This window comes from Oceanibaculum sp. (assembly GCF_022449305.1).
Taxonomy (GTDB): Bacteria; Pseudomonadota; Alphaproteobacteria; order Oceanibaculales; family Oceanibaculaceae; genus Oceanibaculum; species Oceanibaculum indicum.
The window spans coordinates 1-23,061 of record NZ_JAKUSO010000007.1 but is presented as its reverse complement, the minus strand read 5'-3'; the positions used below and the strand labels follow the sequence as shown (position 1 = coordinate 23,061).

Annotated in this window: 25 protein-coding genes, 1 tRNA gene and 1 riboswitch; of the genes, 7 read left to right on the top strand and 19 right to left on the bottom strand. The window is 65.0% G+C overall.

Annotated features, from left to right (window positions below; all coding sequences use genetic code 11):
* Positions 1-39: 39 nt before the first annotated feature.
* Positions 40-1,242, top strand: a complete 1,203-nt coding sequence (locus tag MK313_RS04135) for a pyridoxal phosphate-dependent aminotransferase (RefSeq protein ID WP_008944281.1) — start codon at positions 40-42, stop codon at positions 1,240-1,242.
* A 59-nt stretch (positions 1,243-1,301) separates the two neighbouring features.
* On the opposite strand, the gene MK313_RS04130 is transcribed toward MK313_RS04135, so the two are convergent.
* Positions 1,302-2,444 (bottom strand): AI-2E family transporter, encoded by a 1,143-nt coding sequence (locus tag MK313_RS04130; protein WP_287780218.1) that lies wholly within the window; start codon positions 2,442-2,444, stop codon positions 1,302-1,304.
* A 247-nt stretch (positions 2,445-2,691) separates the two neighbouring features.
* On the opposite strand from MK313_RS04130, the gene MK313_RS04125 reads away from it, so the two are divergent.
* The 3 genes from MK313_RS04125 to MK313_RS04115 all read left to right on the top strand — a co-directional run bounded on the left by MK313_RS04125 (position 2,692) and on the right by MK313_RS04115 (position 4,112).
* Positions 2,692-3,006, top strand: coding sequence for a DUF883 family protein (locus tag MK313_RS04125; RefSeq protein ID WP_008944279.1), 315 nt, complete (start codon positions 2,692-2,694; stop codon positions 3,004-3,006).
* A 12-nt stretch (positions 3,007-3,018) separates the two neighbouring features.
* Positions 3,019-3,477 carry a hypothetical protein gene (locus MK313_RS04120; RefSeq protein WP_008944278.1) on the top strand — a complete coding sequence of 153 codons (459 nt, stop codon included), beginning with the start codon at positions 3,019-3,021 and terminating at the stop codon, positions 3,475-3,477.
* 107 nt (positions 3,478-3,584) lie between these two features.
* Entirely contained in the window at positions 3,585-4,112 is a 528-nt protein-coding gene (locus MK313_RS04115; protein ID WP_008944277.1) for a GNAT family N-acetyltransferase, read from the top strand.
* Here MK313_RS04115 and MK313_RS04110 read toward each other — a convergent pair.
* From MK313_RS04110 to MK313_RS04095, 4 genes are all read right to left on the bottom strand, one after another.
* Complete coding sequence (locus tag MK313_RS04110) at positions 4,109-4,783, bottom strand: alpha/beta hydrolase (RefSeq protein ID WP_287780258.1); 675 nt, start codon at positions 4,781-4,783, stop codon at positions 4,109-4,111. The two genes, MK313_RS04115 and MK313_RS04110, sit on opposite strands and share 4 nt — an antisense overlap.
* Positions 4,784-4,971: 188 nt before the next feature.
* Positions 4,972-5,820, bottom strand: coding sequence for a fumarylacetoacetate hydrolase family protein (locus tag MK313_RS04105; RefSeq protein WP_287780217.1), 849 nt, complete (start codon positions 5,818-5,820; stop codon positions 4,972-4,974).
* Positions 5,821-5,851: 31 nt separating this feature from the next.
* Complete coding sequence (locus tag MK313_RS04100) at positions 5,852-6,595, bottom strand: SDR family oxidoreductase (protein WP_287780216.1); 744 nt, start codon at positions 6,593-6,595, stop codon at positions 5,852-5,854.
* A gap of 123 nt (positions 6,596-6,718) precedes the next feature.
* A complete protein-coding gene (locus MK313_RS04095) occupies positions 6,719-7,219 on the bottom strand; it encodes a hypothetical protein (RefSeq protein ID WP_040707083.1) in 501 nt (166 codons plus the stop codon).
* Between the two features lie 368 nt (positions 7,220-7,587).
* On the opposite strand from MK313_RS04095, the gene MK313_RS04090 reads away from it, so the two are divergent.
* Positions 7,588-8,658, top strand: coding sequence for a methyl-accepting chemotaxis protein (locus tag MK313_RS04090; RefSeq protein WP_287780215.1), 1,071 nt, complete (start codon positions 7,588-7,590; stop codon positions 8,656-8,658).
* Positions 8,659-8,678: 20 nt separating this feature from the next.
* Here the strand turns inward: MK313_RS04090 and MK313_RS04085 are convergent.
* From MK313_RS04085 to MK313_RS04020, 14 genes are all read right to left on the bottom strand, one after another.
* A tRNA-Val gene (locus tag MK313_RS04085) sits at positions 8,679-8,753 on the bottom strand.
* Between the two features lie 301 nt (positions 8,754-9,054).
* Complete coding sequence (locus MK313_RS04080; protein WP_287780214.1) at positions 9,055-10,341, bottom strand: MFS transporter; 1,287 nt, start codon at positions 10,339-10,341, stop codon at positions 9,055-9,057.
* A complete protein-coding gene (locus MK313_RS04075) occupies positions 10,338-11,249 on the bottom strand; it encodes a DMT family transporter (protein WP_287780213.1) in 912 nt (303 codons plus the stop codon). The genes MK313_RS04080 and MK313_RS04075 overlap by 4 nt, the downstream gene beginning before the upstream one ends.
* Positions 11,250-11,687: 438 nt before the next feature.
* Positions 11,688-12,857, bottom strand: coding sequence for a trans-sulfuration enzyme family protein (locus tag MK313_RS04070; protein ID WP_287780212.1), 1,170 nt, complete (start codon positions 12,855-12,857; stop codon positions 11,688-11,690).
* Positions 12,858-12,860: 3 nt separating this feature from the next.
* Positions 12,861-14,231, bottom strand: coding sequence for a cystathionine beta-synthase (locus tag MK313_RS04065; protein ID WP_287780211.1), 1,371 nt, complete (start codon positions 14,229-14,231; stop codon positions 12,861-12,863).
* A 169-nt stretch (positions 14,232-14,400) separates the two neighbouring features.
* Positions 14,401-15,126 carry an ABC transporter ATP-binding protein gene (locus tag MK313_RS04060; protein ID WP_287780210.1) on the bottom strand — a complete coding sequence of 242 codons (726 nt, stop codon included), beginning with the start codon at positions 15,124-15,126 and terminating at the stop codon, positions 14,401-14,403.
* Complete coding sequence (locus tag MK313_RS04055; RefSeq protein ID WP_287780209.1) at positions 15,110-15,985, bottom strand: ABC transporter permease; 876 nt, start codon at positions 15,983-15,985, stop codon at positions 15,110-15,112. Before MK313_RS04055 ends, MK313_RS04060 begins: the two co-directional genes overlap by 17 nt.
* On the bottom strand, positions 15,982-16,989 hold the full coding sequence (locus tag MK313_RS04050) for an aliphatic sulfonate ABC transporter substrate-binding protein (RefSeq protein ID WP_287780208.1): 1,008 nt from the start codon (positions 16,987-16,989) through the stop codon (positions 15,982-15,984). Before MK313_RS04050 ends, MK313_RS04055 begins: the two co-directional genes overlap by 4 nt.
* A 109-nt stretch (positions 16,990-17,098) precedes the next feature.
* Positions 17,099-17,177, bottom strand: a riboswitch (SAM riboswitch).
* A gap of 58 nt (positions 17,178-17,235) precedes the next feature.
* Positions 17,236-17,763 (bottom strand): OsmC family protein, encoded by a 528-nt coding sequence (locus tag MK313_RS04045; RefSeq protein WP_287780207.1) that lies wholly within the window; start codon positions 17,761-17,763, stop codon positions 17,236-17,238.
* Positions 17,764-18,057: 294 nt separating this feature from the next.
* Positions 18,058-19,173 carry a tRNA epoxyqueuosine(34) reductase QueG gene (gene queG / locus MK313_RS04040; protein ID WP_287780206.1) on the bottom strand — a complete coding sequence of 372 codons (1,116 nt, stop codon included), beginning with the start codon at positions 19,171-19,173 and terminating at the stop codon, positions 18,058-18,060.
* Positions 19,170-19,634, bottom strand: a complete 465-nt coding sequence (gene queF / locus MK313_RS04035) for a preQ(1) synthase (RefSeq protein WP_287780205.1) — start codon at positions 19,632-19,634, stop codon at positions 19,170-19,172. Before queF ends, queG begins: the two co-directional genes overlap by 4 nt.
* Before the next feature lie 13 nt (positions 19,635-19,647).
* Positions 19,648-20,793 carry a tRNA guanosine(34) transglycosylase Tgt gene (tgt, locus tag MK313_RS04030; protein WP_287780204.1) on the bottom strand — a complete coding sequence of 382 codons (1,146 nt, stop codon included), beginning with the start codon at positions 20,791-20,793 and terminating at the stop codon, positions 19,648-19,650.
* Positions 20,769-21,797, bottom strand: a complete 1,029-nt coding sequence (gene queA / locus MK313_RS04025) for a tRNA preQ1(34) S-adenosylmethionine ribosyltransferase-isomerase QueA (protein WP_287780203.1) — start codon at positions 21,795-21,797, stop codon at positions 20,769-20,771. Before queA ends, tgt begins: the two co-directional genes overlap by 25 nt.
* Positions 21,794-22,354 carry a queuosine precursor transporter gene (locus tag MK313_RS04020; protein ID WP_192813237.1) on the bottom strand — a complete coding sequence of 187 codons (561 nt, stop codon included), beginning with the start codon at positions 22,352-22,354 and terminating at the stop codon, positions 21,794-21,796. The genes queA and MK313_RS04020 overlap by 4 nt, the downstream gene beginning before the upstream one ends.
* Before the next feature lie 164 nt (positions 22,355-22,518).
* Between MK313_RS04020 and MK313_RS18185 the strand changes: the two genes are divergently transcribed.
* Positions 22,519-22,827 carry an iron-sulfur cluster assembly protein gene (locus MK313_RS18185; protein WP_322098626.1) on the top strand — a complete coding sequence of 103 codons (309 nt, stop codon included), beginning with the start codon at positions 22,519-22,521 and terminating at the stop codon, positions 22,825-22,827.
* The coding region (locus MK313_RS18180) for a P-loop NTPase (protein ID WP_322098625.1) at positions 22,772-23,061 on the top strand (290 nt) is incomplete at its 3' end. The genes MK313_RS18185 and MK313_RS18180, both read left to right, overlap by 56 nt.

Sequence of the window (23,061 nt, the reverse complement as noted above, 5' to 3'; positions counted from 1 at the left end):
CATTCCAGCCTGTCAACCAGTCTCTTGCGAGGAACAGAAATGGCTCTGATCGCCCAGCGCCTGAACCGGATCAAGCCGTCCCCGACCATCGCCGTCTCCATGAAGGCGCGCGAGCTGCAGGCGCAGGGCCGTAAGGTCATCGCGCTGTCGGCCGGCGAACCGGACTTCGACACTATCGATTTCGTCAAGGAGGCCGCCATCGAGGCGATCCGCAAGGGCCAGACGAAATACACCAATGTCGATGGCACCAACGAGCTGAAGCAGGCGATCGTCGACAAGTTCAAGCGCGAGAACGGGCTGGACTACAAGATTTCGCAGGTGACCGTCGGCACCGGCGGCAAGCAGATACTCTACAACGCGCTGATGGCGACGCTTGATCCGGGCGACGAGGTCATCATTCCCGCTCCCTACTGGGTCAGCTATCCGGACATGGTGCTGCTGGCCGAAGGCACGCCGGTCATCGTGCAGTGCCCGCAGGAAAACGACTTCAAGCTGCGTCCGGAGGATCTGGAAAAGGCGATCACGCCGAAGACCAAATGGATCATCCTGAACAGCCCGTCCAACCCGACTGGTGCGGGCTATACCTGGGATGACATGAAGGCGGTCACCGATGTGCTGCTGCGCCATCCGCAGGTCCACATCATGACCGACGACATGTACGAACATCTCGTCTATGACGATTTCAAGTTCTGCACCCCGGCCCAGGTGGAGCCGAAGCTGTATGACCGCACGCTGACCTGCAACGGCGTGTCCAAGGCCTATGCCATGACCGGCTGGCGCATCGGCTATGCCGCCGGGCCGGAGCCGCTGATCAAGGCGATGGGCGTGATCCAGTCGCAGTCCACCTCCAACCCGTCCTCGGTCAGTCAGGCGGCGGCGGTGGCCGCGCTGAACGGCTCGACCGACTATATCCAGGAGCGCAACGTCGCCTTCCGCGAGCGCCGCGACCTGGTCGTCTCCATGCTGAACCAGGCCAGCGGCCTCGATTGCCCGAAGCCGGACGGGGCGTTCTACGTCTATCCGTCCTGCGCCGGGCTAATCGGCAAGAAGACGCCGGAGGGCAAGGTGATCGCCAGCGATACAGACTTCGCCACGGCGCTGCTGGAGGCCGAGGGCGTGGCCGTTGTGCAGGGCGAGGCGTTCGGCCTGTCCCCGCACTTCCGCATCTCCTACGCCACCTCGACCGAGCAGCTGGAGGATGCCTGCACGAAGATCCAGCGCTTCTGCAATTCGCTGCGCTGAGGTTTTCAACCTCGAATAAAAGAAAACCCCGGCCTTGTGCCGGGGTTTTTTGTATCTGCTCACTCCATGGCGGCGCGCAAGGCTGGTGGCGTGCCGGGCATATTGCTGAGCACGATCTTGCCGATGGTGAGGATCGGCACGGCCAGCAGCGCGCCGGGCAGGCCCCACAGCCAGCCCCAGAAGATCACTGCCAGGAACACCAGGATCGGGTTCAGGGTCAGCTGCCGGCCCAGCAGCAGCGGGGTGATGAACTGCCCTTCCAGCACGGTCAGCGCATAGGCCGCCAACGGTGGCATCAGGATCTGAGTCCAGCTATCGAAATTCAGCAGCGCGGCACTGGCAATGATGACCGCCGTGATCGCCGGGCCGATATAGGGAAGGAAGTTCAGCACCGCGGCGAGGGCACCCCACAGCCAGGGGCTGGGCATATCGAGCGCCCACATCGCCGCCGCCGTCGCCACGCCGAGCGCCAGGCTGATAAGGGTGAAGGTGCGCAGATAGACCGATATCTTCCACTGCCCCTCCAGCAGCATGCGTTTTAGCCGCCGGCGCTGGTCGGCCTGCGATACGGCCTCGACGATGCGGTTTGCGGTAGAAGGCCCAGCGGCCAGCAGGAAGAACAGCAGCACGGTGGTGATGGCCAGCGTGGTCAGGATCGATTGCGCCTGGCTGGCCAGGGTTTCGGTCAGGCTGCCCTCGACCACCACGATCCGCTGTCCCTCGTTATTCTCCAGCTTGGCTATCTCGGCGATCTTTTCGGTGGTTTCCTGCGCCTTGCGCAGCGGCAGTTTCAGTTCGGCCAGCTTCCGTTCGATCTTGTAGAGCACGTTCGGCCCCAGATCGAGATGCTCCGCCGCCGGGCCGGCAAGCTGCACCGTGCCGGCGGCAAGACCGGTCCCCAGCATGGCAACGATCAGGAAGGCGCTCAGCGTCTGCGGCAGGCGCAGGCGGGTCAGCAGACGCACCGCCGGCATCAGCAGGATGGTGAGCAGCAGCGCCAGGAAGATCGGCAGCAGGATCGGTTTCGCGAAATAGGCCGTGTAGATCAGCGCCAGAATGAGCAGCCCGATGGCGGCCATCCGGGTGACGCTGCTGGCCTGCAGGAAGGCGAGTGCCGAACCACCTTCCACACCCTGATCGGCTGTGGCTTCAGAAGAGGTGTCTGAGGGAGCAGGGCGGGTGGCTGGCGGCGAATCGCTCATAGATCTTCATATGCCTTCATAATGAATTTCGCCATATGGTCATTAAAATGCCACATGGCCCATGAATAACTTTTTCCTGCAACGCAAAGTTCCCTGAACGGGCGGCGCGTATTTTCAGAAAATATACACCCAACGCCCGCCGGTGTTCTGATTTTCCGGAACAATATGATTTTCCCTGCGTTCTTTACCTGTAGAAGCGTTCACGCCGAACGCAATCTTGACTTACAAGCAACGAAAGGAGCCTTTCATGGCTACTCGTGAACCGGCTGACGATATTGCCGCCCTGAAGAACGATCTCGCGGCGCTGCGCAAGGATGTCGGCGCGCTGGCCAAGACTCTGGGCGAGCAGGCCTCTACGACGTCCGACGACAAGATGGCCCAGCTGAAGGAGCGGGTTGCCGCGCTGCGCAGCGAACTCGAAGGCGCGGCCAAGACGGCCCGGGCGCGCGGTGCCGAGGGTGTCGCCAGCGTCGAGCGCCATATCGAGGACAAGCCGCTGCAGAGCATGCTGATTGCGCTGGGTGCCGGCCTGCTGATCGGCAAGCTGCTGGATCGCCGCTAAGGCGGGCGCATCGTGCGGTATCTCCTCGACATAGCGCTGCCCTACGCGCAGGCGGAAATCCGCAATGCGAAGGACAGTGCCGGGCGGCTGTGCTGGCGGGTGGCGGGGTTCGCCGCCGCCGGCCTCGTCGCCGCCCTTGGCCTCGGTTTCCTGGCGCTGTCCTTCCATCTCTGGCTGCTGCGCCATGTGCCGGCGCCTGACGCCGCGCTGTTCACCGGGCTGCTCTGCCTCGGTGTGGCTGGACTGGTGGCGCTGACCGCCTGGCTGGCGACGAAGGTGCGCAGCCGCACCCGTCACCGCGAGGTGGCGCAGGCCGCCACGCTGGCGGAGCTGCAGTTGCTGCAGGCGGAGCTGGAGCAGGGGCTGCGTGCCAATGCCAAGACCGGCACGCTGGGCATGCTGGTGGCTGGCCTGGCGCTCGGCGCCAGCCCCGGCCTGCGCGGTGCATTGCGCGATTTGGCGCGGTTTTAGGGTTTCCCGGGTTATGCCTTGAAATAGTGACTGGAACAGAAGGTGTATCCAGGCGATAGCTGGTCTAGATTCTTCGGAGATTTTGCGTCTCCTTGAATAGGGCTGGAATGTCTGCAATCCCCGATATCCACGAAATCCGACCTGCGGACTTTTCCGCTGTAGAAGCCCTCTATCCGAAAGCCTTTCCCGAAGAGGATTTGCTGCCGCTGGTCAGCGCACTCTTGCGGCAGGGGAGGGACGTGATTTCTCTGGTCGCGACCCTCGACGGGGTGCTGGTCGGGCACATAGCCCTGACAAGCTGCCGGATTGAGGGGGTAACGGAAAGGATCGCTCTTCTAGGCCCGCTCGCGGTAACACCGGAATGGCAAGGCAGAGGCATCGGCGGCGCCCTTATCCGCGACAGCCTGGAACGATTGAAAGACCAGGGCTTTTCATGGGTTTTTGTGCTTGGCGATCCTGGTTATTACGGGCGCTTTGGCTTCCAGCCCGAGACTCACCTTCTGCCACCCTATGAAATACCCGAAGAATGGCGGACAGGCTGGCAGTCCATTCGCCTCGCCGGCAATAAAAGCGCGCCGGGAGCGAGCCTCATCGTGCCACCGGTGTGGCGCAATGAGGCGCTCTGGCGGCCCTAAAGTCCCATCTGGGCCAGCATGGCGCGGACCAGCGGATGTCTGGCTTCGCCCATGCGGTCGCAGATCGAGAAATGATGTTCGCGGCCGATTTCCCAATAGTCGGTCGCAAGCCCGCGTTTCCGGCACAGCTTCGCGAAATCGGCGGATTGCCGGATCCAGTCCGGCGTCTCGCCGCCGCCCACAGCCACCAGAATCGGGCAGACTGGCCGAGGCGGGTTCGCGGCCAGGCTGTTGCGTGCTGCCTCATCGGCGGTCAGGCCGATTTCCGCATTCACCTTCAGCATCGTCACCGGTTCCAGCTCATAGACGCCGGAAACCGCGACCACCCCCTTCACGATATCGGCCGGGCGGCCTTCCGCCGCCCAGTCGCGCGCCAGCATCATGGCGGCCAGATGCGCGCCGGCGGAATGGCCGGACAGGTACAGCCTGTCCGGATTGCCGCCAACCTGCCGCGCATTGGCGTGCAGCCAGCGCACCGCTTCCGCGATCTGCGCCACGATGCCGCTGATGGTCAGCTTCGGCGCGAGATCGTAATTCACCATCGCCACCGTGGCACCGGCGGCGACCAGCGGCTCTGCGATGTAGCTGTAGAAGCTCTTGTCCAGCCCGCGCCAGTAACCGCCATGGATGAAGGCGTGAACCGGCGCGTTCGGTGTCTTTGCCGGGAAGATGTCCAGCGTCTGCAGCGGCCCGTCGCCATAGCTGACATCCAGCGAGCCGGCCAGCGCATCACGGGTGCTGGTGGCACGGCTGGCCTGGGCGTCGAGATAGGCCTGGAAGTCCGGCGCGGCGAGGCGCGGGTTATATTCCCGCTCCAGCGCCTCGCCGGACAGGCCCTTATAGCTCGGAGCCGCAGACCTCAGCCCTTGTACCCCACGCCGTCCTGGTGCTGCTCGCCCCGCCCCTCGCTGCCCAGCTTCATCCCATCGCCGGGCGTCAGGACCAGCGGCGGCTTCATGCCCGCACCCACGCCTGGCGGCGTGCCGGTGGGGATGACGTCGCCGGGCATCAGCGTCATGAACTGGCTGATATAGCTGACCAGATGCTTCACCCCATAGACCATGGTGGTGGTGGAGCCGTCCTGGCAGCGCTTGCCGTTCACGTCCAGCCACATCTTCAGGTTCTGCGGGTCGGCGACCTCGTCCCTGGTCACCAGCCAGGGGCCGATCGGCGCGAAGGTGTCGGCGCTCTTGCCCTTCACCCACTGGCCATGCCGCTCGATCTGGAATTCGCGCTCCGAGATGTCGTTCACCAGCACATAGCCGGCGACATAGTCCAGCGCCTCCTTCTCCTCGACATATTGCGCCTTCTTGCCGATGACGATGCCGAGTTCGACTTCCCAGTCGGTCTTCTTGGAATGGCGCGGGATCACCACGGTGTCGTTCGGGCCGTTGATGGCGGTCGTCGCCTTCATGAAGATGATCGGCTCCGCCGGCACCTGCATGCCGGTCTCGGCGGCATGATCGGAATAGTTCAGCCCGACGCAGATGATCTTGCCGATATTGCCGACCGGGCAGCCGAGGCGGGGAGTGCCGGAAACGGCGGGCAGGCTGGCCGGATCGATGGCTGCCAGCTTCTTCAGCCCGTCCGGCGAAATGGTCCCGCCATCGATATCGGTGACATGGCCGGACAGATCGCGCAGCGTGCCGCTGGCATCCAGCAGGCCGGGCTTTTCCTTGCCGGCTTCTCCATAGCGCAAGAGACGCATGATGATACTCCCTGTTCTGTCGTGATTTGGGTCAGAGGGTAAGGCCACCATCGATCAGATGGGCCACACCCGTCGTATAGGCGGATTCGTCGGAGGCGAGGTAGAGCGCCAGCGCTGCGATCTCCTCCGCCGTGCCGAGCCGTCCCATCGGCTGGCGGGCGATGAAGGCCTGGCGCGCGGCGACCGGATCGTCGAAGGCGTTGATGCGCTCGTGCAGCGAGGGTGTCTCTACCGTGCCCGGGCAGATGGCGTTACAGCGTATGCCCTTGGAGATGAAGTCGATGGCGATCGATTTCGTCATGCCGATGACGGCGGCCTTGCTGGCGGTATAGACGAAGCGGTTCGGCACGCCCGCCGCCGAGGAGGCGACCGAGGACATCAGGATGATGGAGCCGCCACCCTTGGCGATCATCGCCGGCAGGAAGGCGCGGGTGACGCGGTACATCGCCTTGGTGTTCAGCTCGAAGGAGAAGTCGTAATCCTTCTCCTCGCACTCCAGGATGGTGCCGTTGGCGACGAAGCCGGCGCAGCTGAACAGCACATCGACCGCGCCTACCGCTTTCGCAGCCTCCTGCACCGCGGCGCTGTCGGTCACGTCCAGCAGGCGGGTCTCGATCCCCGGCGCCTCCGCCTTCAGCGCCTCAAGGGCGGCGGCATTGATATCGGTTGCAATGACGGTCGCGCCCTCGCGCGCGAAGGCAAGCGCGGAGGCCCGCCCGATGCCCTGTCCGGCGGCGGTGACAAAGGTTTTCTTTCCGCTGAGGCGGTTTCCCATCCTGTGATGCTCCCAGGTCGCATCGTTTCTTTATTAGGGTTCCTGTAGCGGCTTGAAGGGCTGTCTGGCAAGCCCGACGCGTTCACGGCAGGAATGCGGGATGCGGCGGGGAGGGGAGAAAGGCTAGAGGTTCAGCAGGCTGGGGGCGCGTTCGATGATCTCGTTCAGGATGTTCTCCGCAACCTTCATGTTGCGGTCGGCATCCTCGTCCAGCAGATGGGCATAGCGCGGCTGCGACAACTTTTCCCGCGCCAGATGCAGGTTACGCAATTCCTGTACGAATATCTCGCGTGAGCCGATGGGCAGGGCCGGGCTCTTGCTCAGCGCCAGGAAGAATTTCGTGCTGGTGCGCAGCACCGCCTTGGAAATCAGGATGTTCAGCGCGTCGAATTGTTCGTCCAGCCGTTCGTCGCGTCCGGTTTCCAGATTGCGCAGGCGGTTCTCGATCAGGATGCCGAAGGTCTCGAATTCCGAGATCTTGTCGCGGAACTGCCGGTAGGAATGGAAGCTGTGCTGATGAACATTCTTCTCGGTCTGGGTCGCCAGAATGACGATTTCCCGCGCCTGGCGTTCCAGCGCGGTCAGCATTTCCTGGGCTTCTTTCTTGCTATAGCTGCGCGACATCAGCGGCGCCCTTGTCGCGCTTCAAGAGAAAAACCTGCTTTTCACACCATCGGCTCATATTCGACATCATATCTCTATGCTTGATGAAATGTTTCCTAAACTAGCATTTGCGACTTGATTAAAAACAAAGAAATACGTTGAATGCTTGCCTTGCCTGCGTTTTCTCCCGCCTGGGTGTGGAATTTTTTCGTTTCAGCCAGCGCGGTAAGGAAAGTTTAATAATTCCAATGACAACATGCATTGGAAAAAGCCCGCCCCGAAGCGGGCTGTAGGGACGAATCCTGCTTCCGGCATTGCGGTGAACCTGTCCAGGCGCGCCGCAATAGATCGTATTTTGCGCTTTTGCCCGGAGAATTCTCTTGAATACCATGCAGAATCATAAGATCGGCGCCAAGGATGGTATGCCGGCGGGGGACGATAACAAGCCGGAACGGATCATCGAGCTGACCTCCGACCTGGCGGCTCTGACGCGCGACAAGATCACGGCAATCCGCGCGATCACCAGCCGGACCAAGATCCTGGCGCTCAACGCGCTGATCGAGGCCAACCGCGCCGGCGAGGCAGGGCGCGGCTTCGCGGTGGTGGCCGGTGAAGTGAAGTCGGTGTCCGGCGAGATCGAGCTGATCTCAAACACGCTGGAAAGCGAGCTGTCGCAGCGGGTCGAGGGGCTGCAGCGGCTGGGCGGCAATCTGGTCGATCATATGCGCGGCGACCGGCTCGTCGATCTGTCGCTGAACGCGGTGGAGCTGATCGACCGTAATCTCTACGAACGCACCTGCGATGTGCGCTGGTGGGCGACCGACAGCGCCGTGGTCGATTGTGCTGCCGATCCGTCAGCCACGGCCTGCGCCTATGCCGCCAAGCGGCTGGGCGTCATCCTGTCGGCCTATACGGTCTATCTCGACCTGTGGATCGCCGACATGAACGGCAAGGTGATCGCCAATGGCCGCCCCGATGCCTACAATGTGAAAGGCGCCGACGTGTCGCGCGAGGCCTGGTTCCGGGACGCGCTGAACACCGCCACGGGCGACGATTACGCGGTTGCCGATATCGCATCATCGCCGCAGCTGGGCAACAAGCCGGTGGCGACCTATTCGGCGGCGATCCGCGAGGGCGGGGAGGCGCGCGGCAAGGTGCTGGGCGTGCTGGGCATCCATTTCGACTGGGGGCCGCAGGCCGAGGCCATCGTGAAGGGCGTGCGGCTGACGCCGGAGGAGGCAGAGAATACCCGCGTCCTGCTGCTGGATAACCGCTTCCGGGTGATCGCCTCCTCGGACGGCAAGGGCATCCTGAGCGAGACGCTGCGGCTGAACACCGGATCGGCACGCAGCGGCCATTACCGGGACGATGCCGGCGGCCGGGTCGGCTTTGCGCTGACGCCGGGCTATGAGACCTATGCCGGCCTCGGGTGGTATGGCTGCATCGTGCAGCGTACCTGATTGAATTTCCGGAGGGGGAATGGTGGGCGGTACTGGGATTGAACCAGTGACCCCACGCGTGTGAAGCGTGTGCTCTCCCGCTGAGCTAACCGCCCGTTAGGCCCGCCGTCTGGCGGCGGAGGGCCTTCGTATAGGGCCCGTGCTTCCGGCTGTCAAGCGATGGCGTTCGCCGAAACTATCTCAGTATTAAACAGCGACGTGCTTTCGGTGCCTTACACTCAGGCCGTCACCCCCGGTCTTGTACCGGGGGGCCAGATTTCAGCCTGCTCAGGCGAGGCCGAAGCGGGCCGAGGCCTGGATTCCCGCAACAAGTGCGGGAATGACGGAACAGGAAAACCGAACGCCAGCATTTCAAACTGAGATACGCTCGTTAAGTGCCGGGGCACTTCTTTCCTGCTACAGGCTGGTCGGGCTGTCGGGGCCGCCCTGGCCCTCCTCGGCGAGGCTGCGGCCGGCGCGCCGGATGGTACCGTTCAGCATGACCATCAGGCCGAACATCACGAACAGGATCACGCCTGCGAGGTAGGGCAGGCTGGGGTCCAGCTTGTAGAGCGGCATGGCGAAGATTGGTGAGATCACATGCCCGGCCGCCCCCGTCGCGCCAACCAGCCCGGCCACCGATCCCTGCTCGTCCTGCCGCACCGACAGCGAGGCGGCGGCGGCGATGCCGGGGCGGGCGAGGCCGAAGGCGAGGCCGGAGACGACCAGCGCGAACACCAGCGGGCCATAGCTGTCGGCCAGCAGGAAGATGGTGTAGGCGGCAATGCCGATGACGCAGCCGATGCGCATCAGGAACTGCGCCGAGGGGTTCAGGCGCGGGATGATGGCAAGCTGCGCCAGCACGGCGGCCATGGCGGATGCCATCAGCCCGACGCCGACATACTGCACCGTCTCGGCGGCGGCCAGCCCCAGCACATCCATGAAATAGAAGGCGGCGGTCTGGATCGTCAGCGCCTGCACCGTGGTGATCATGATGCTGGCCAGCAGGAAGGGCCACACACGCCGGTCGAACGGGCTGAGCCGTGGCCGCATCGTCTGGCCCTTGGGCGGGGTCTGCTCCGGCAGCATCAGATAGAGCGATACGGCGCTGACCAGCGCCAGCAGGGCGATGCCGTAGAACGGCATCAGCAGGCCGAACACCACCAGCGCCGCCCCCACGCCGGGGCCGACGGTCACGCCGAGGCTGAAGCCGGCATTCATGCCGGCCACGGCGCGCACGCGCTCCGCCCGGCTGGTACGGTCGGCGACATAGGCCTGGCCGGCGGCGATGGTGCCGGCCCCCAGCCCGCCATAGAGGATGCGCGCCAGCACCAGCAGCACGACGGCGGGAATGACGGTCAGCCAGCCCCACAGCGCCATCTGGATGATGAAGCCGAAGGCGGCGGTGGAGGTGGCGTAGGCGATCAGCCCGACCAGAATGACCGGACGGCGGCCCCAGATGTCGCTGCGGCGGCCCAGCATCGGCGCGCAGAATACCCAGAAGATCGCGGAAACCATGAAGATCGCGCCGACATGGAATTCGGAGAATCCCAGCTCGCGGGCAATCGGCGGCAGGTTGGCGAACATCAGCGACTGTCCCATGCCGAGGCAGGTCAGGCTGAAGAACAGCAGCTTGAAGGCGCGCTTGCGGGTCTCCGGGGAGGAGGGCTGTCTCGGTTGGTCGCCGGGCTGCATGTCGCTCATGCCGGGCGCCTCCTGCCGCTGCCATTGGTGCGGATCAGGATAATGCCGACGGCAACCAGCACCATGCCGATGATGGCGGAGATGCCGAAGGTCTCGCCGAACATCAGCCAGGCCAGGATCGCGGTGAAGGGCGGCACCAGATAGAACAGGCTGGCGACCTGCGAGGCGGCGCCGCGCTTGATCAGCACATAGAGCAGGGTGGTGGCGCCGATGGACAGGATGACCGACTGCCAGACCAGGGCAAAGACGAACTCGCCGGTCCAGTGCACCACATTCGTCTCGAACAGCAGCGCGCCGAGGCCGAAGGCGAAGATCACGGTGATGAACTGCACGCAATTGCCGCCGACCACATCGACGCCGTGGCAGTATTTCTTCTGGTACAGCGTGCCCAGCGTGATGCCGAGCAGGCTGGCGACCGTATAGAGCGTCGCCCAGGCGGCACTGGCGCTGGCGGTGTCGATCTTCTCCACGATCACGGCGGCGACACCGGCCAGGCCGAACAACAGGCCCAGCCATTGCCGACGGGTAACCTTCTCGCCCAGCATCGGGCCGGCCAGGGCGGCCGTCAGAATCGGCTGCGCGCTGACGATGAGCGCCGCGACGCCGGCCTGTACGCCATGATGGATGGCGATGAACACGCCACCCAGATAGACGCCCTGTACCAGCAGCCCGACCAATGCGACATGCTTGATTTCATGCGGTTTCGGCCAGCTGATCTTCAACATCAGGGCAATCGGCACCAGCAGCGCCGCCGCCAGCAGGAAGCGCAGCAGCAGGTAGGTCAGTGGCTCGGCATAGGGCAGGCCGAATTTCGCGCCGACGAAGCCGGTGCTCCACAGGAAGGTGAAGAGCAGCGGCGACAGGGCGACCCAGACGGCTTGCGTGCGGCTGGCGGAGGAAGGCGGCATTGGCGTTGAATCTTGAGAATGCGGGCGTTTTTTTCAGTAAGAACCCGCTTTGCCTTGCGCGCAACCATCATCTCCGCGCGCCTGCCCTGTTCCGGGCGGAGAGGGGGGCGAACAGGTATCCCTCCAATCCCCCTCACCCAGCTGCGCCTAGTTCGCTTCGCTCACAAGGCTGCGCAACCCTCTCCCTCCGGGGGAGAGGGAAAGAGAAAATGAGAACGCGATTAAAACTCTCTCCCCCTTGCGGGAGAGGGTGGTGAGCGCCAGCGAGCCGGGTGAGGGGGCAGGACCACCATAGTCTGTCGCCACTACGCACTGGCTGTCATTCCCGGCCTTGTGCCGGGAATCCAGGGTTCAGCCTGCTCGACAGATGATCCAGCAAGCGAAAACCTGGACCCCCGCAACGAGTGCAGGGGTGACGGGTGGAGAAAGACGTCCTTCCTACGCCAGAGCGTTTTCCAGATCGGCGAGCAGGTCGGCCAGATCCTCGACGCCGACGGAGAGCCGCACCAGCCCGTCGGAGATGCCGAGTTCAGCGCGGATCTCCGGCGGGATCGAGGCATGGGTCATGATCGCCGGATGTTCGATCAGGCTCTCCACGCCGCCCAGGCTTTCGGCCAGCGCGAAAAGCTTGGTGCGCTCCAGGAAGCGCCGGCTCTCGTCCAGCCCGCCCTTGATGACGGCAGTGACGATGCCACCGAAGCCGCCGATCATCTGGCGCTTCGCCAGCTCGTGCTGCGGATGGCTGGCAAGGCCGGGATAGACCACCTTCTCGATCTTCGGGTGGGCCTCCAGCCATTGCGCGATGGCCAGCGCGTTGGCGCAGTGCCGTTCCATGCGCAGGTGCAGCGTCTTCAGCCCGCGCAGCGCCAGGAAGCTGTCGAACGGGCCGGCGACGCTGCCGATGGCGTTCTGCAGATAGGCGAGCTGCTGGCGGTGCGGGCTGCCCTCGCGCACCACGGCGACGCCGCCCACCATGTCGGAATGGCCGTTCAGATACTTGGTCATCGAATGGATGACGATGTCGAAACCGTGATCCAGCGGCTTCTGCACATAGGGCGAGGCGAAGGTGTTGTCGGCGACCGCAATCAGGCCATGCTTCTTCGCGATGGCGGCTATCGCCTGGAAATCCACCAGCCGCAGCATCGGGTTGGTCGGACTTTCGACCCAGACCATCCTGGTGTTCGGACGGATTGCGGCTTCCAGCGCCGCCGGGTCGGACAGATCGACGAAGGAGAATTCCAGCCCGGCCGAGCGCTTGCGCACATTCTCGAACAGCCGGTAGGAGCCGCCATAGAGATCGTCCATGGCGATGACATGGCTGCCGCTGTCCAGCAGCTCCAGCACCGTGCCCATGGCGGCAAGGCCGGAGGCGAAGGCGAAGCCGGCCTCGCCATTTTCTAGATCGGCGACGCAGGCTTCCAGCGCCATGCGGGTCGGGTTCTGGCTGCGCGAATATTCGTAGCCCTTATGCACGCCGGGGCTCTGCTGCACATAGGTCGAGGTGGCGTAGATCGGCACCATGATGGCGCCGGTCGTCGGATCCGGCTCCTGGCCGGCATGGATGGCGCGCGTGCCGAAGCCGGCGCGGTTGGTCTTGTTCTGGGTCATTGTTCAGGCCACCGATTGACGGAGATGGTTGATGAGATCGACCTTGGTGATGAGGCCGAGGAATTTCTCGCCTTCGACCACGATGGCGACATGGTCCTTGCGGAAGATCGGCATCAGGTCGGCGATCTTGGCGGTGGGCGCGACGGTTTCCAGGCGGCTGGTCATGGCCTCCGACACCGGCCGCCGGAAGCCGTCCGGGTTGTCGTGCGTCGCCAGCAGCAGGTCGCTCTCGTCGAGGATGCCGGCAAGGCGCCCATCGGCCAGCACCGGCAGCTGCGAGATATCGTAGAGCCGCATGCGGCCATAGGCGGTCAGCAGCGTGTCGCCCGGCTCCACGCTTACGACCTCGCCGCGCACCGCCTGCCGGGCGATCAGGTCGCGCAGATCGCCGGTCTTCTCGCGCGCGGTCAGCCCCTGATCCTGCAGCCAGAAATCATTATAGGCCTTGGAGAGATATTTGTTGCCACTGTCGCAGACGAAGGTGACGACGCGCTTCGGCTTGGTCTGGGCGCGGCAATAGCGCAGGGCGGCGGCGATCAGCGTTCCCGACGAGGTGCCGGCCAGGATGCCTTCCTTCATCAGCAGCTCGCGCACTGTGGCGAAGGCCTCCCGGTCATCGACGGTGATCGCCGTGCCGACCAGATCGAGGTCGCAATTGGGCGGAATGAAATCCTCGCCGATGCCCTCGACCAGCCAGGAGCCGGCCTCGCCGATATGGCCCGACCGGCTGGCCTCGGCCAGGATCGAACCCTTGGGGTCGGCCAGCACCATCTCGACATTCGGCGCGGTCTTCTTGAAGTAGCGTCCCAGCCCGGACAGCGTGCCGCCGGAGCCGACGCCGCAGACCATCGCATCCATGTCGCCATCCATCTGCGCCCAGATTTCCGGACCGGTGCCGGTCTCGTGCGCCAGCGGGTTGGCCGGGTTGGCGAACTGGTTCACCCAGAAGCCGCCGGGAATCTCCTTCTCCAACCGCTCCGCCATGTCCTGGTAATAGGCCGGATGACCGCGCCCGACATCGGAGCGGGTCATGACGATCTCCGCCCCCAGCGCGCGCAGATGGTTGATCTTCTCCTGGCTCATCTTGTCCGGGATGATGAGCAGCAGCCGATAGCCCTTCTGCGCCGCCACCAGCGCCAGACCCAGGCCGGTATTGCCGGCGGTCGCCTCGATCAGCGTGGTCTTACCGGGTGCGATCTTTCCCTCCCGCTCCGCCGCCTCGATCATGGAGAGGCCGATGCGGTCCTTGATGGAGCCGCCGGGATTCTGGCTCTCCAGCTTCAGGAACAGCCGGCAGGGGCCGGTATCCAAGTGGGTGACTTCGACCATCGGCGTGTTGCCGATCAGCGCAAGGACCGATTGCGGGGCGGGCATATAATAATCCTGTATTTATTTGTGAATTATAAAAATCACTCACACATGACTGTAAATTGTATCTGGCCTTATCCGGTCAAGGAAAAAAGAAGCCCCGGTCCGGGACCCCCTCATGAAAACCGGGGGCATCGGACCGGGGCAGGAAAGGACCCGGGAGGATGGAAAGGGGTTACGACAGATCCAGCGCCTGAACGATCTTCTCCTTCCAGTGCTGGAAATCGCTGTCGGTGCGCCTGCGCGGGCGTGGCAGGTCGAGCGCGAATTCAGCGTGGATATGGCCGGGATTGCCGCGCATCACCACGATGCGGTCGCTGAGCGCGACGGCTTCCTCGACATCATGGGTGACGAACACCATGGTGAAGCGCTCCTCGCGCCACAGCTCCAGCAGGTGATCCTGCAGTTGCAGCCGGGTGAAGCTGTCCAGCGCGCTGAACGGCTCGTCGAGCAGCAGGATGGAGGGCCGGCGCACCAGCGCGCGGGCAATCGCCACGCGCTGCGCCATACCACCGGACAGCTGGCGCGGATAAGCCCCGGCGAAATCGGCCAGCCCGACCTTCGCCAGCACAGAGGATATCTTGCGGTCCTGGCTCGCCTTGTCCTCGCCGTTCAAGGCGAAGCGCACATTGTCGGCCACGGTCAGCCAGGGCATCAGCCGGGCTTCCTGGAACACCATGCCGATTTCCGGGTGCGGGCCGCTGACCGGATCGCCATCGATGGCGACGCGGCCATGGCTGGCGCTCTCCAGCCCGGACAGGATGCGCAGCAGGGTGGATTTGCCACAGCCCGAGGTGCCGACCAGGCTGACGATCTCCGACTGGTCGATGGCCAGATCGACATCGTTCAGCGCGATGACACCGTTCGGGAAATGCTTGGCGAGACTATCGATTGCGAGCATGGTGCGCTCCCTTCTTGGCGCCGAAACCGTCCTGCCAGGCGAGGAACGGGCGGGTGGCCCCTGCCAGCACGGCGTCGGTCAGCTTGCCGGCGATGGCGAACAGGATGAGGCTGGCGACGATTACCGCCGGGCGGCCGGTCATCTGCCCATCGACCATCAGATAGCCGAGGCCTTCGCTCGCCCCCATCAGCTCGGCCGCGATGACGAACATCCAGCCCAGCGCCAGACCGGCGCGCAGGCCGACCACATAGGAGGGCAGGGTGGCCGGCAGCAGTACCCGGCGCACCAGATCCAGCCGGCTGAAGCGGTTCAGCTTCGCCACCTCGACCAGCTTGCGGTCAACGCCCTGAATGCCCTCGACCAGGTTCAGATAGATCGGGAAGAACACGCCAACCGCGATCAGCGTCACCTTGGAGGCCTCGAAGATGCCGAACCACAAGATGAACAGCGGCACCCACGCCAGCGAGGGCACCGCCTTCAGTGCCTGCAGGGTGGGGTCCAGCAGCTCCCGCGCGGTGCGGGAATAGCCGGTGACGGCCCCCAGCAGCGTCGCCGCCGCCGTACCGGCCAGGAAGCCGAACAGCACGCGGGTCAGCGTGACGCCAATATGGCTGGTCAGCTCGCCGCTGGCCCACAGGGCGGAGATTTCTTCCAGCACCGCTTCCGGGCTTGGCACCAGATTGGGCGCGAACACGTCGGTCCAGGACAGCGCCGCCCAGCCGGCTAGCAGCAACAGGGGAACGATCAGCCCCTTGGTGCCGGCCAGTGCCGCCAGCGGGTTGCGCTTGCGCGGAGAAGCAGCGGCCCCCGAGGGAGCCGCCGCCTTCGCGGTGTCGCGGTCATAGACCTCGGCGGTCATCGCTGCGCCGCCTGCTGCCGGTTGACGCGCTGGATGTACTGGTCGTCGATCAGGTCGGCCACCAGCGCCGGCACGTCGGTATCAGCCTTCAGCACGCCGATCTCGCGCAGCACGGTGCCGGCGGCAGTCAGCGCCTTGCGGTGCTCCTCGCCGATCACCGGGTTGGCGAGGTCGGTGCGCTCGCCCAGTTGCTTCTTCGCGATCTCATCCTCGACCTTGGCGGCCTTCACGAGGTAGCCGCGCAGCTCGTCCGGGTTCTCCAGCGAATATTTGCGGGCGCGCTCATAGACGGCCAGCAGCCGCTCGACGATTTCCGGATTCTCGGTGGCGAAATCCTCGCGGACATTCAGCACGCCATAGGTGTTCAGCGCCGGGTCGCGGTGGAACAGCCGGGCACCTTCCTGCAGCTCATGCTTGGCCATGTGCGGGTCGAGGCCGGCCCAGGCATCGACCTGGCCGCTGACCAGCGCGCGCCCGCCATCGGGGTGCTGCAGCAGCACCGGCTTGATGTCCTTCTCGGTAAGGCCGGCCTGGTTCAGCGCCTGCAGCAGGAACAGATGCGGGTCGGTACCGCGGGTCACGGCGACGCGCTTGCCCTTCAGGTCGGCGACAGACTTGATGCCGCTGTCCTTGCCGGTGACCAGCGCGGTCCATTCCGGACGCGAATAGATGTAGATCGCCTTGATCGGGTTGCCGTTGGCCTTGCCGACCAGCGCTGCGCCGCCAGCGGTGGAGCCGAACTGGATGGAGCCGCCATTCAGGAATTCCAGCGCCTTGTTGGAGCCCAGGCTCAGCACCCAGCGGACGTCGATGCCGTCCTTCTTGAACTCCTCCTCGACCCAGCCCTTGTCCTTCAGCAGCAGGCTGACCGGATTGTAATAGGCGTAGTCGAGGCCGATGCGCTCCGGCGCGGCCTGGGCGGCGCCTGCTCCAACGGTCAGGGCGAGGGCAGCGGCGGCGATGCTGCCGAGCTTGAAGGTGCGGCGGGTGATCTTGATGGTCATTCTTGCTCTCCTTGCGTGTGCGCCAGCGGCGCAGGTAAGGAGGCTCGGAAGAGTGGGGTCCGTCTGGTCCAGCTCCGGGACGAAAAAAATCCGCCTCGGCTCCAGAGCCGGGCGGATTTGCCCGCTCTCTTTAGCAGAATTTATAAAGCGCCCCGCAAGCTGAGCCTCAAATCGGCGCTATGTCGTCTTTTTAATCTACAGTTTCTGTGCCGTCAATCAGAAAAATTGCACAGTTGAATTTTGTTGTTAGGCGGCCTTGGCCTTGCCATTCACCGTGTGGCTGACCGCCAGCACCGGCTTGTTGTTCAGGGTCTGGAACACCACGCAATAGCGCTCGGTCAGCTTGAACAGGCTGGCCAGCTGCTCCTCGTTCGCGTCGGTGTCGATATCGAAGGAGAGGCGGATATCGGTGAAGCCGACCGGCGCCTCGCGGTCCACCGCCAGCGTGCCGCGGAAGTCCAGGTCGCCCTCGGCCTTCACCGTGCCTTCGCGGATCTCGATGCCGAGCGCTGTAGCGACCGCCTTCAGCGTGACGCCGGCGCAGGCCACCAGCGCCTGCAGCAGCATGTCGCCGGAGCAGGCGGACAGGCCGTCGCCGCCGGTGGCGGGATGCAGCCCGGCCTCGACCAGCGCGCGCCCGGTATCGACGGAGCAGGTGATGGCTTCCTCGCCCAGCTTGCCGTCGGCCTTCAGGGTGATCTTCGCGGCATCCGGCTGGTCCTTGTACTGCGCCTTCAGCGGCGCCTGCAGGGCCTTCAGGGTGGTCGCATCCATGATCCGTCTCCGCATGCTCGTCAAAAAAAAATCCGCCGCAGCCAAAGCTGGGCGGATCGGGGCCGACGCTTTAGCTGCATTTGTAAAGCGCCCGCAAGCTGATGCTCAAATCGGCGCTGACCGGGAAGATAGGGGCGGGAGGATGAGGAGTCAACGGGATTGGCCTTCACGCTGTTCTTCTTCTGTCATGCCCGGACTTGATCCGGGCATCCAGGGGCGGTGCTCTGCCTGAAACGCCTCAGAAGGTGGCCTCTGGATTGCCGGGTCAAGCCCGGCAATGACAAAAAGGGGAGGTCAACACTCCAGCCACTCCTCCCTGACGTCTTCATCCGTTTCGTCGGGCAGATGCCTGTCACGCAAACCCGCAAACCGGTCGGCATCGAGTAGCCGCGACAGCGCCCAGACCGCCATGCCGCGCACCAGCGGGGAGCTGTCTGAAAGCAGGCTTTCCGTAATCGGTACAAGTGCTTGAGACCCGCTGTTGCCAATCGCGATCAGCACATTGCGCACGAACCGGTCGCGGCCGATGCGCTTCACCGGCGAGCCGGAGAAGAGCTGGCGGAAGCCGGCATCGTCGAGCTGCGCGAGGTCGGCCAGGCGCGGGGCCATCAGCTCGGCGCGCGGCAGGAAGGCCTCGTGCCCGGTCGGCCTTGCGTATTTGTTCCAGGGGCAGACGGCGAGGCAATCGTCGCAGCCATAGATGCGGTTGCCCATGGGGGCGCGGAATTCCCGGTCGATGACGCCCTTATGCTCAATGGTCAGGTAGGAGATGCAGCGCCGCGCATCGAGCTGATAGGGCGCCGGAAAGGCATCGGTCGGGCAGGCGGAAAGGCAGCTTGTGCAACTGCCGCAATGGTCGATCTCGGAGGTGTCGGGGGCCAGGTCCAGAGTCGAATAGACCTCGCCGAGGAACAGCCAGGAGCCGAAACCGCGCGACACAAGGTTGGTGTGCTTGCCCTGCCAACCGAGGCCTGCCTGCTGGCCCAGCGGCTTTTCCATGACCGGTGCGGTATCGACGAACACCTTCACGCCGCTGTCGATTTCCTCCGCCATCCAGCGCGCCAGCGCCTTCAGCCGGTTCTTCACATGATCGTGGTAGTCGCGCCCCTGGGCATAGACGGAGATACCGGCGCGCGTCGGGTGGCCGAGGATCGCCAGCGGGTCGCGTCCCGGCCCGTAATTCATGCCCAGCACGACGATGCTGCGCGCCTCTGGCCACAGCACCTGCGGGTCGCCGCGCCGGTCGGCCTTCTCGACCATCCAGCCCATATCGCCATGCCGGCCCTCGGCCAGGAAATCGGCCAGCCATTGCCGCACCTGATTGCTGAGCTGCGCCGGCGCGAAACCGACGGCGTCGAAGCCCAGCGCCAGCGCCTGCTCCCGGATGCGGGATTTGAGGTCTTCGGTCATCCCCGGCCGCGATAGGGGGGCACGCCCTGATCGGGTATCCACACGCCCTCGGGCGCCGGGCCGGTCTGGTAGAACACGTCGATCGGGATGCCGCCGCGCGGGTACCAGTAGCCGCCGATGCGCAGCCATTCCGGCTGCATGACGTCAACCAGCCGGCGCGCGATGGAGACCGTGCAATCCTCGTGGAACGCGCCGTGATTGCGGAAGGAGCCGAGGAACAGTTTCAGCGACTTGCTCTCCACCAGCCGGTCCTTCGGCACATAGTCGATGACCAGATGGGCGAAGTCCGGCTGGCCGGTCAGCGGGCAGAGCGAGGTGAATTCCGGCGCCACGAAGCGCACCATGTAGCGCACTTCCCCCTGCGGGTTCGGCACCGTCTCCAGCACGGCCTTCTCCGGGCTGTCCGGCAGGCCGGTCGCCTGTCCCAGCTGCGTCAGGCCGCTATAGATACTGTCGGTCATGGTCCTCGTCTCCCTATAGCGCCGGGATATCCCCGCCGGCCTGCCTCTCGTGGAAATCCTCTGCGAAATCATCCAGCGACCCGGCCTCGATGGCGGCGCGCAGGCCCGCCATCAGCCGCTGATAATAGGCCAGATTGTGCCAGGTCAGCAGCATCAGCCCGAGAATTTCCTCCGACCGGACCAGATGATGCAGATAGGCGCGGCTGTAGGAGGTACAGGCCGGGCAGGGGCAGCCTTCCTCCAGCGGCCTTGGATCGTCCTGATGCCGGGCATTGCGCAGGTTCACCGTGCCGCGCGCGGTGAAGGCCTGCGCGGTGCGGCCGGAGCGGGTCGGCAGCACGCAATCGAACATGTCGATGCCGCGCTGAACCGCGCCGACGATATCCGCCGGCTTGCCGACGCCCATCAGGTAATGCGGCCGGTCGGCGGGCAGGTGCGGCACCGTCTCCTCCAGCACCCGGAACATGATCTCCTGGCCCTCGCCGACCGCGAGGCCGCCCACCGCATAGCCATCGAAGCCGATGGATGCGAGCGCTTCCGCCGAACGCTGCCGCAGATCGGGATAGACGCTGCCCTGCACGATGCCGAACAGCCCATAGCCGGGGCGCTTCTTGAAGCCGTCCCTGGAACGCTGCGCCCAGCGCATCGACAGCTCCATGGAGGACAGCGCCTGTTCATGCGTCGCCGGGTGCGGGGTGCATTCGTCCAGCACCATGGTGATGTTTGAATCCAGCAGATGCTGGATCTCGACCGAGCGTTCCGGCGACAGGAAATGCGCCGATCCGTCGATGTGGGAGCGGAAGGTGACGCCCTTCTCCTCGATCTTGCGCAGCCCCGCCAGCGACATGACCTGAAAGCCGCCGGAATCGGTGAGGATCGGCTTCGGCCAGTTCATGAATCTGTGCAGACCGCCCAGCGCCGCGACGCGTTCCGCGCCCGGCCGCAGCATCAGATGATAGGTGTTGCCCAGCAGGATTTCCGCGCCTGTCTCGGCCACCGATTCCGGGCGCATCGCCTTCACCGTCGCGGCGGTGCCGACCGGCATGAAGGCGGGCGTCTCGATGGTGCCGTGCGCGGTCGTCACCCGGCCGCGCCGGGCCGCGCCATCGGTGCCGAGGAGCTGGAAGCCGAATTCTACCGGCTGGGATGCAGCAGACATGCGTCACCGTAGGAATAGAAACGATAGCCGGCCTCTATCGCATGGCTGTAGGCCGATTGCATGCGCTCCAGCCCGGCAAAGGCCGAGACCAGCATGAACAGGGTGGAGCGCGGCAGGTGGAAATTGGTCATCAGCAGATCGACCGCCTTGAAGCGGTAGCCGGGCGTGATGAAGATATCGGTGTCGCCGGAAAAGGCCGGGACGGTGCCATCCTCCCGTGCCGCGCTTTCCAGCAGGCGCAGCGAGGTGGTGCCGACCGCGACCACGCGGCCGCCCTGGCGCTTCGTCTCGGTGATGCGCGCGGCGGTCTCGGGGTCGATGCTGCCCCATTCGGCATGCATCCGGTGGTCTTCCGTATCGTCGGCCTTCACCGGCAGGAAGGTGCCGGCGCCGACATGCAGCGTCAGGAAGGCGGTGCCGATGCCGCGTTCGGCCAGCGCCGCCATCAGCCGGTCGGTGAAGTGCAGCCCGGCGGTGGGCGCGGCAACCGCACCTTCCTCGCGGGCATAGATGGTCTGGTAGCGTTCGGCATCCGCCGCTTCCGCCTTGCCGCCGCGGATATAGGGCGGCAGCGGCATGGAGCCATGGCGCTTCAGCGCCTCCAGCAGGTCGGATGCGCCGGTGAAGCTGAGCCGCAGCTCGCCGCCCTCGCGCTTTTCCAGGATGTCGGCGGCAAAATCATCTGCGAAGCGGATGGTCTGGCCGGGTTTCAGCCGCTTGCCGGGCCGCGCGAAGGCCAGCCAGGTGCCATCGGCTTCCGCCTTGTGCAGCAGCACCTCGACCGCGACCTCGCCGCGATGGCCGTTGAGGCGCGCCGGGATCACGCGGGTATCGTTGAACACCAGCAGGTCGCCTGGATTCAGCAGGGACGGCAGGTCCAGCACACCGCAATCGCCGCGCCGGTCCGGGCGAATATCCAGCAGCCGCGCCGAATCGCGCGGTTCGGCCGGCATCTGGGCGATCCGCTCCGGCGGCAGGTGGAAATCGAAGAGATCGACCTTCACGAGGGGCGCGCGGTCCCCATCGGCCGCACCACCGCCATCAGCAGGCGGAAGGGGGAGAGGAAGAGCAGGGCCAGCGCCAGCTTCACCGCGAAATCGCCCAGCGCCAGCGTGACGAAGGGAACGGCGGTGCCGGCGAAGGCCAGCGTGAAGAACAAAGCGGTATCGACTGCCGAGCCGATGGAGGAGCTGGCCAGCGGCGCCTGCCACCAGCGTCCGCCGCGCAGCCGGTCGAACACATGGACGTCCAGCAGCTGCGCCACCAGGAAGGCGCTGCCCGAGGCCAGCGCGATGCGCGGCGTCGCCAGCCACAGAGAGCAGATCACCGCCAGCGCGAAGCCGATATAGACCACCTGGCGCGCCCGCCTTGGCCCATAGGCGCGGTTGGTGAGGTCGGTCACCAGGAAGGTCGCCGGATAGGTGATCGCGCCCCAGGTCAGCCAGTCGCTGAGCGGAAACTGCACCAGATAGTTCGACGCGCTGACCAGCACGATCATCGCCGCGACGGCGATCAGCATGCCGCGCAGTACGCTCCGGTCGATATTGGTGGCGGGGTTCATCTCTATCAGCATTTCCTGCGGGACTTTCGGACCCGGCTTATAGGCCAATCCGACCGCTTGTTGAAGGCCAAACCATATTGGTATGACCGGCGGGCTTGTCCAACCGCACCCAAGCCGTGATATCAGTAGGCCAAACCGCCACCTAACGCATAAAGAAGAACATCATGGTTCAGATTTCCGAAGACCAGATCCTGCAGGCGCTGAAGTCCGTCCGCGACCCGGATCGCGGGCAGGATATCGTGTCGCTCGGCATGGTGACCGGCCTGTCCGTGCAGGACGGCCGCGTCAGCTTCGCCATCGAGGTCGATCCGGCGCGCGGCCCGAAGCTGGAAGGCCTGCGGCAGGAGGCCCAGAAGGCCGTCGAGGCGCTGCCGGGTGTTGCCGGCGTGACCGCCGCGCTGACCGCGCACAGCGCCCGTGGCCCCGCCCAGCCCGCACCTGCTCCCGCTGCCGCGCCCGTCGCCCCCCCCTAGGCCGCTGGGCGGCAAGCCGGCGGTCGGCAGCCGTGTTGGCGGTACGGCTCCTCATGCCCATGGCCACGCGCATGGGCATCCGCACGCCCCGCAGCAGCCGGGGCAGCAGCCGGCCCAGGCGAAGCCGCTGGTGCCGGGAGTGCGCGCCATCATCGCCGTGGCGTCCGGCAAGGGCGGTGTCGGCAAGTCCACCACCTCGGTCAATCTGGCGCTGGCGCTGGCCGCCATCGGCCG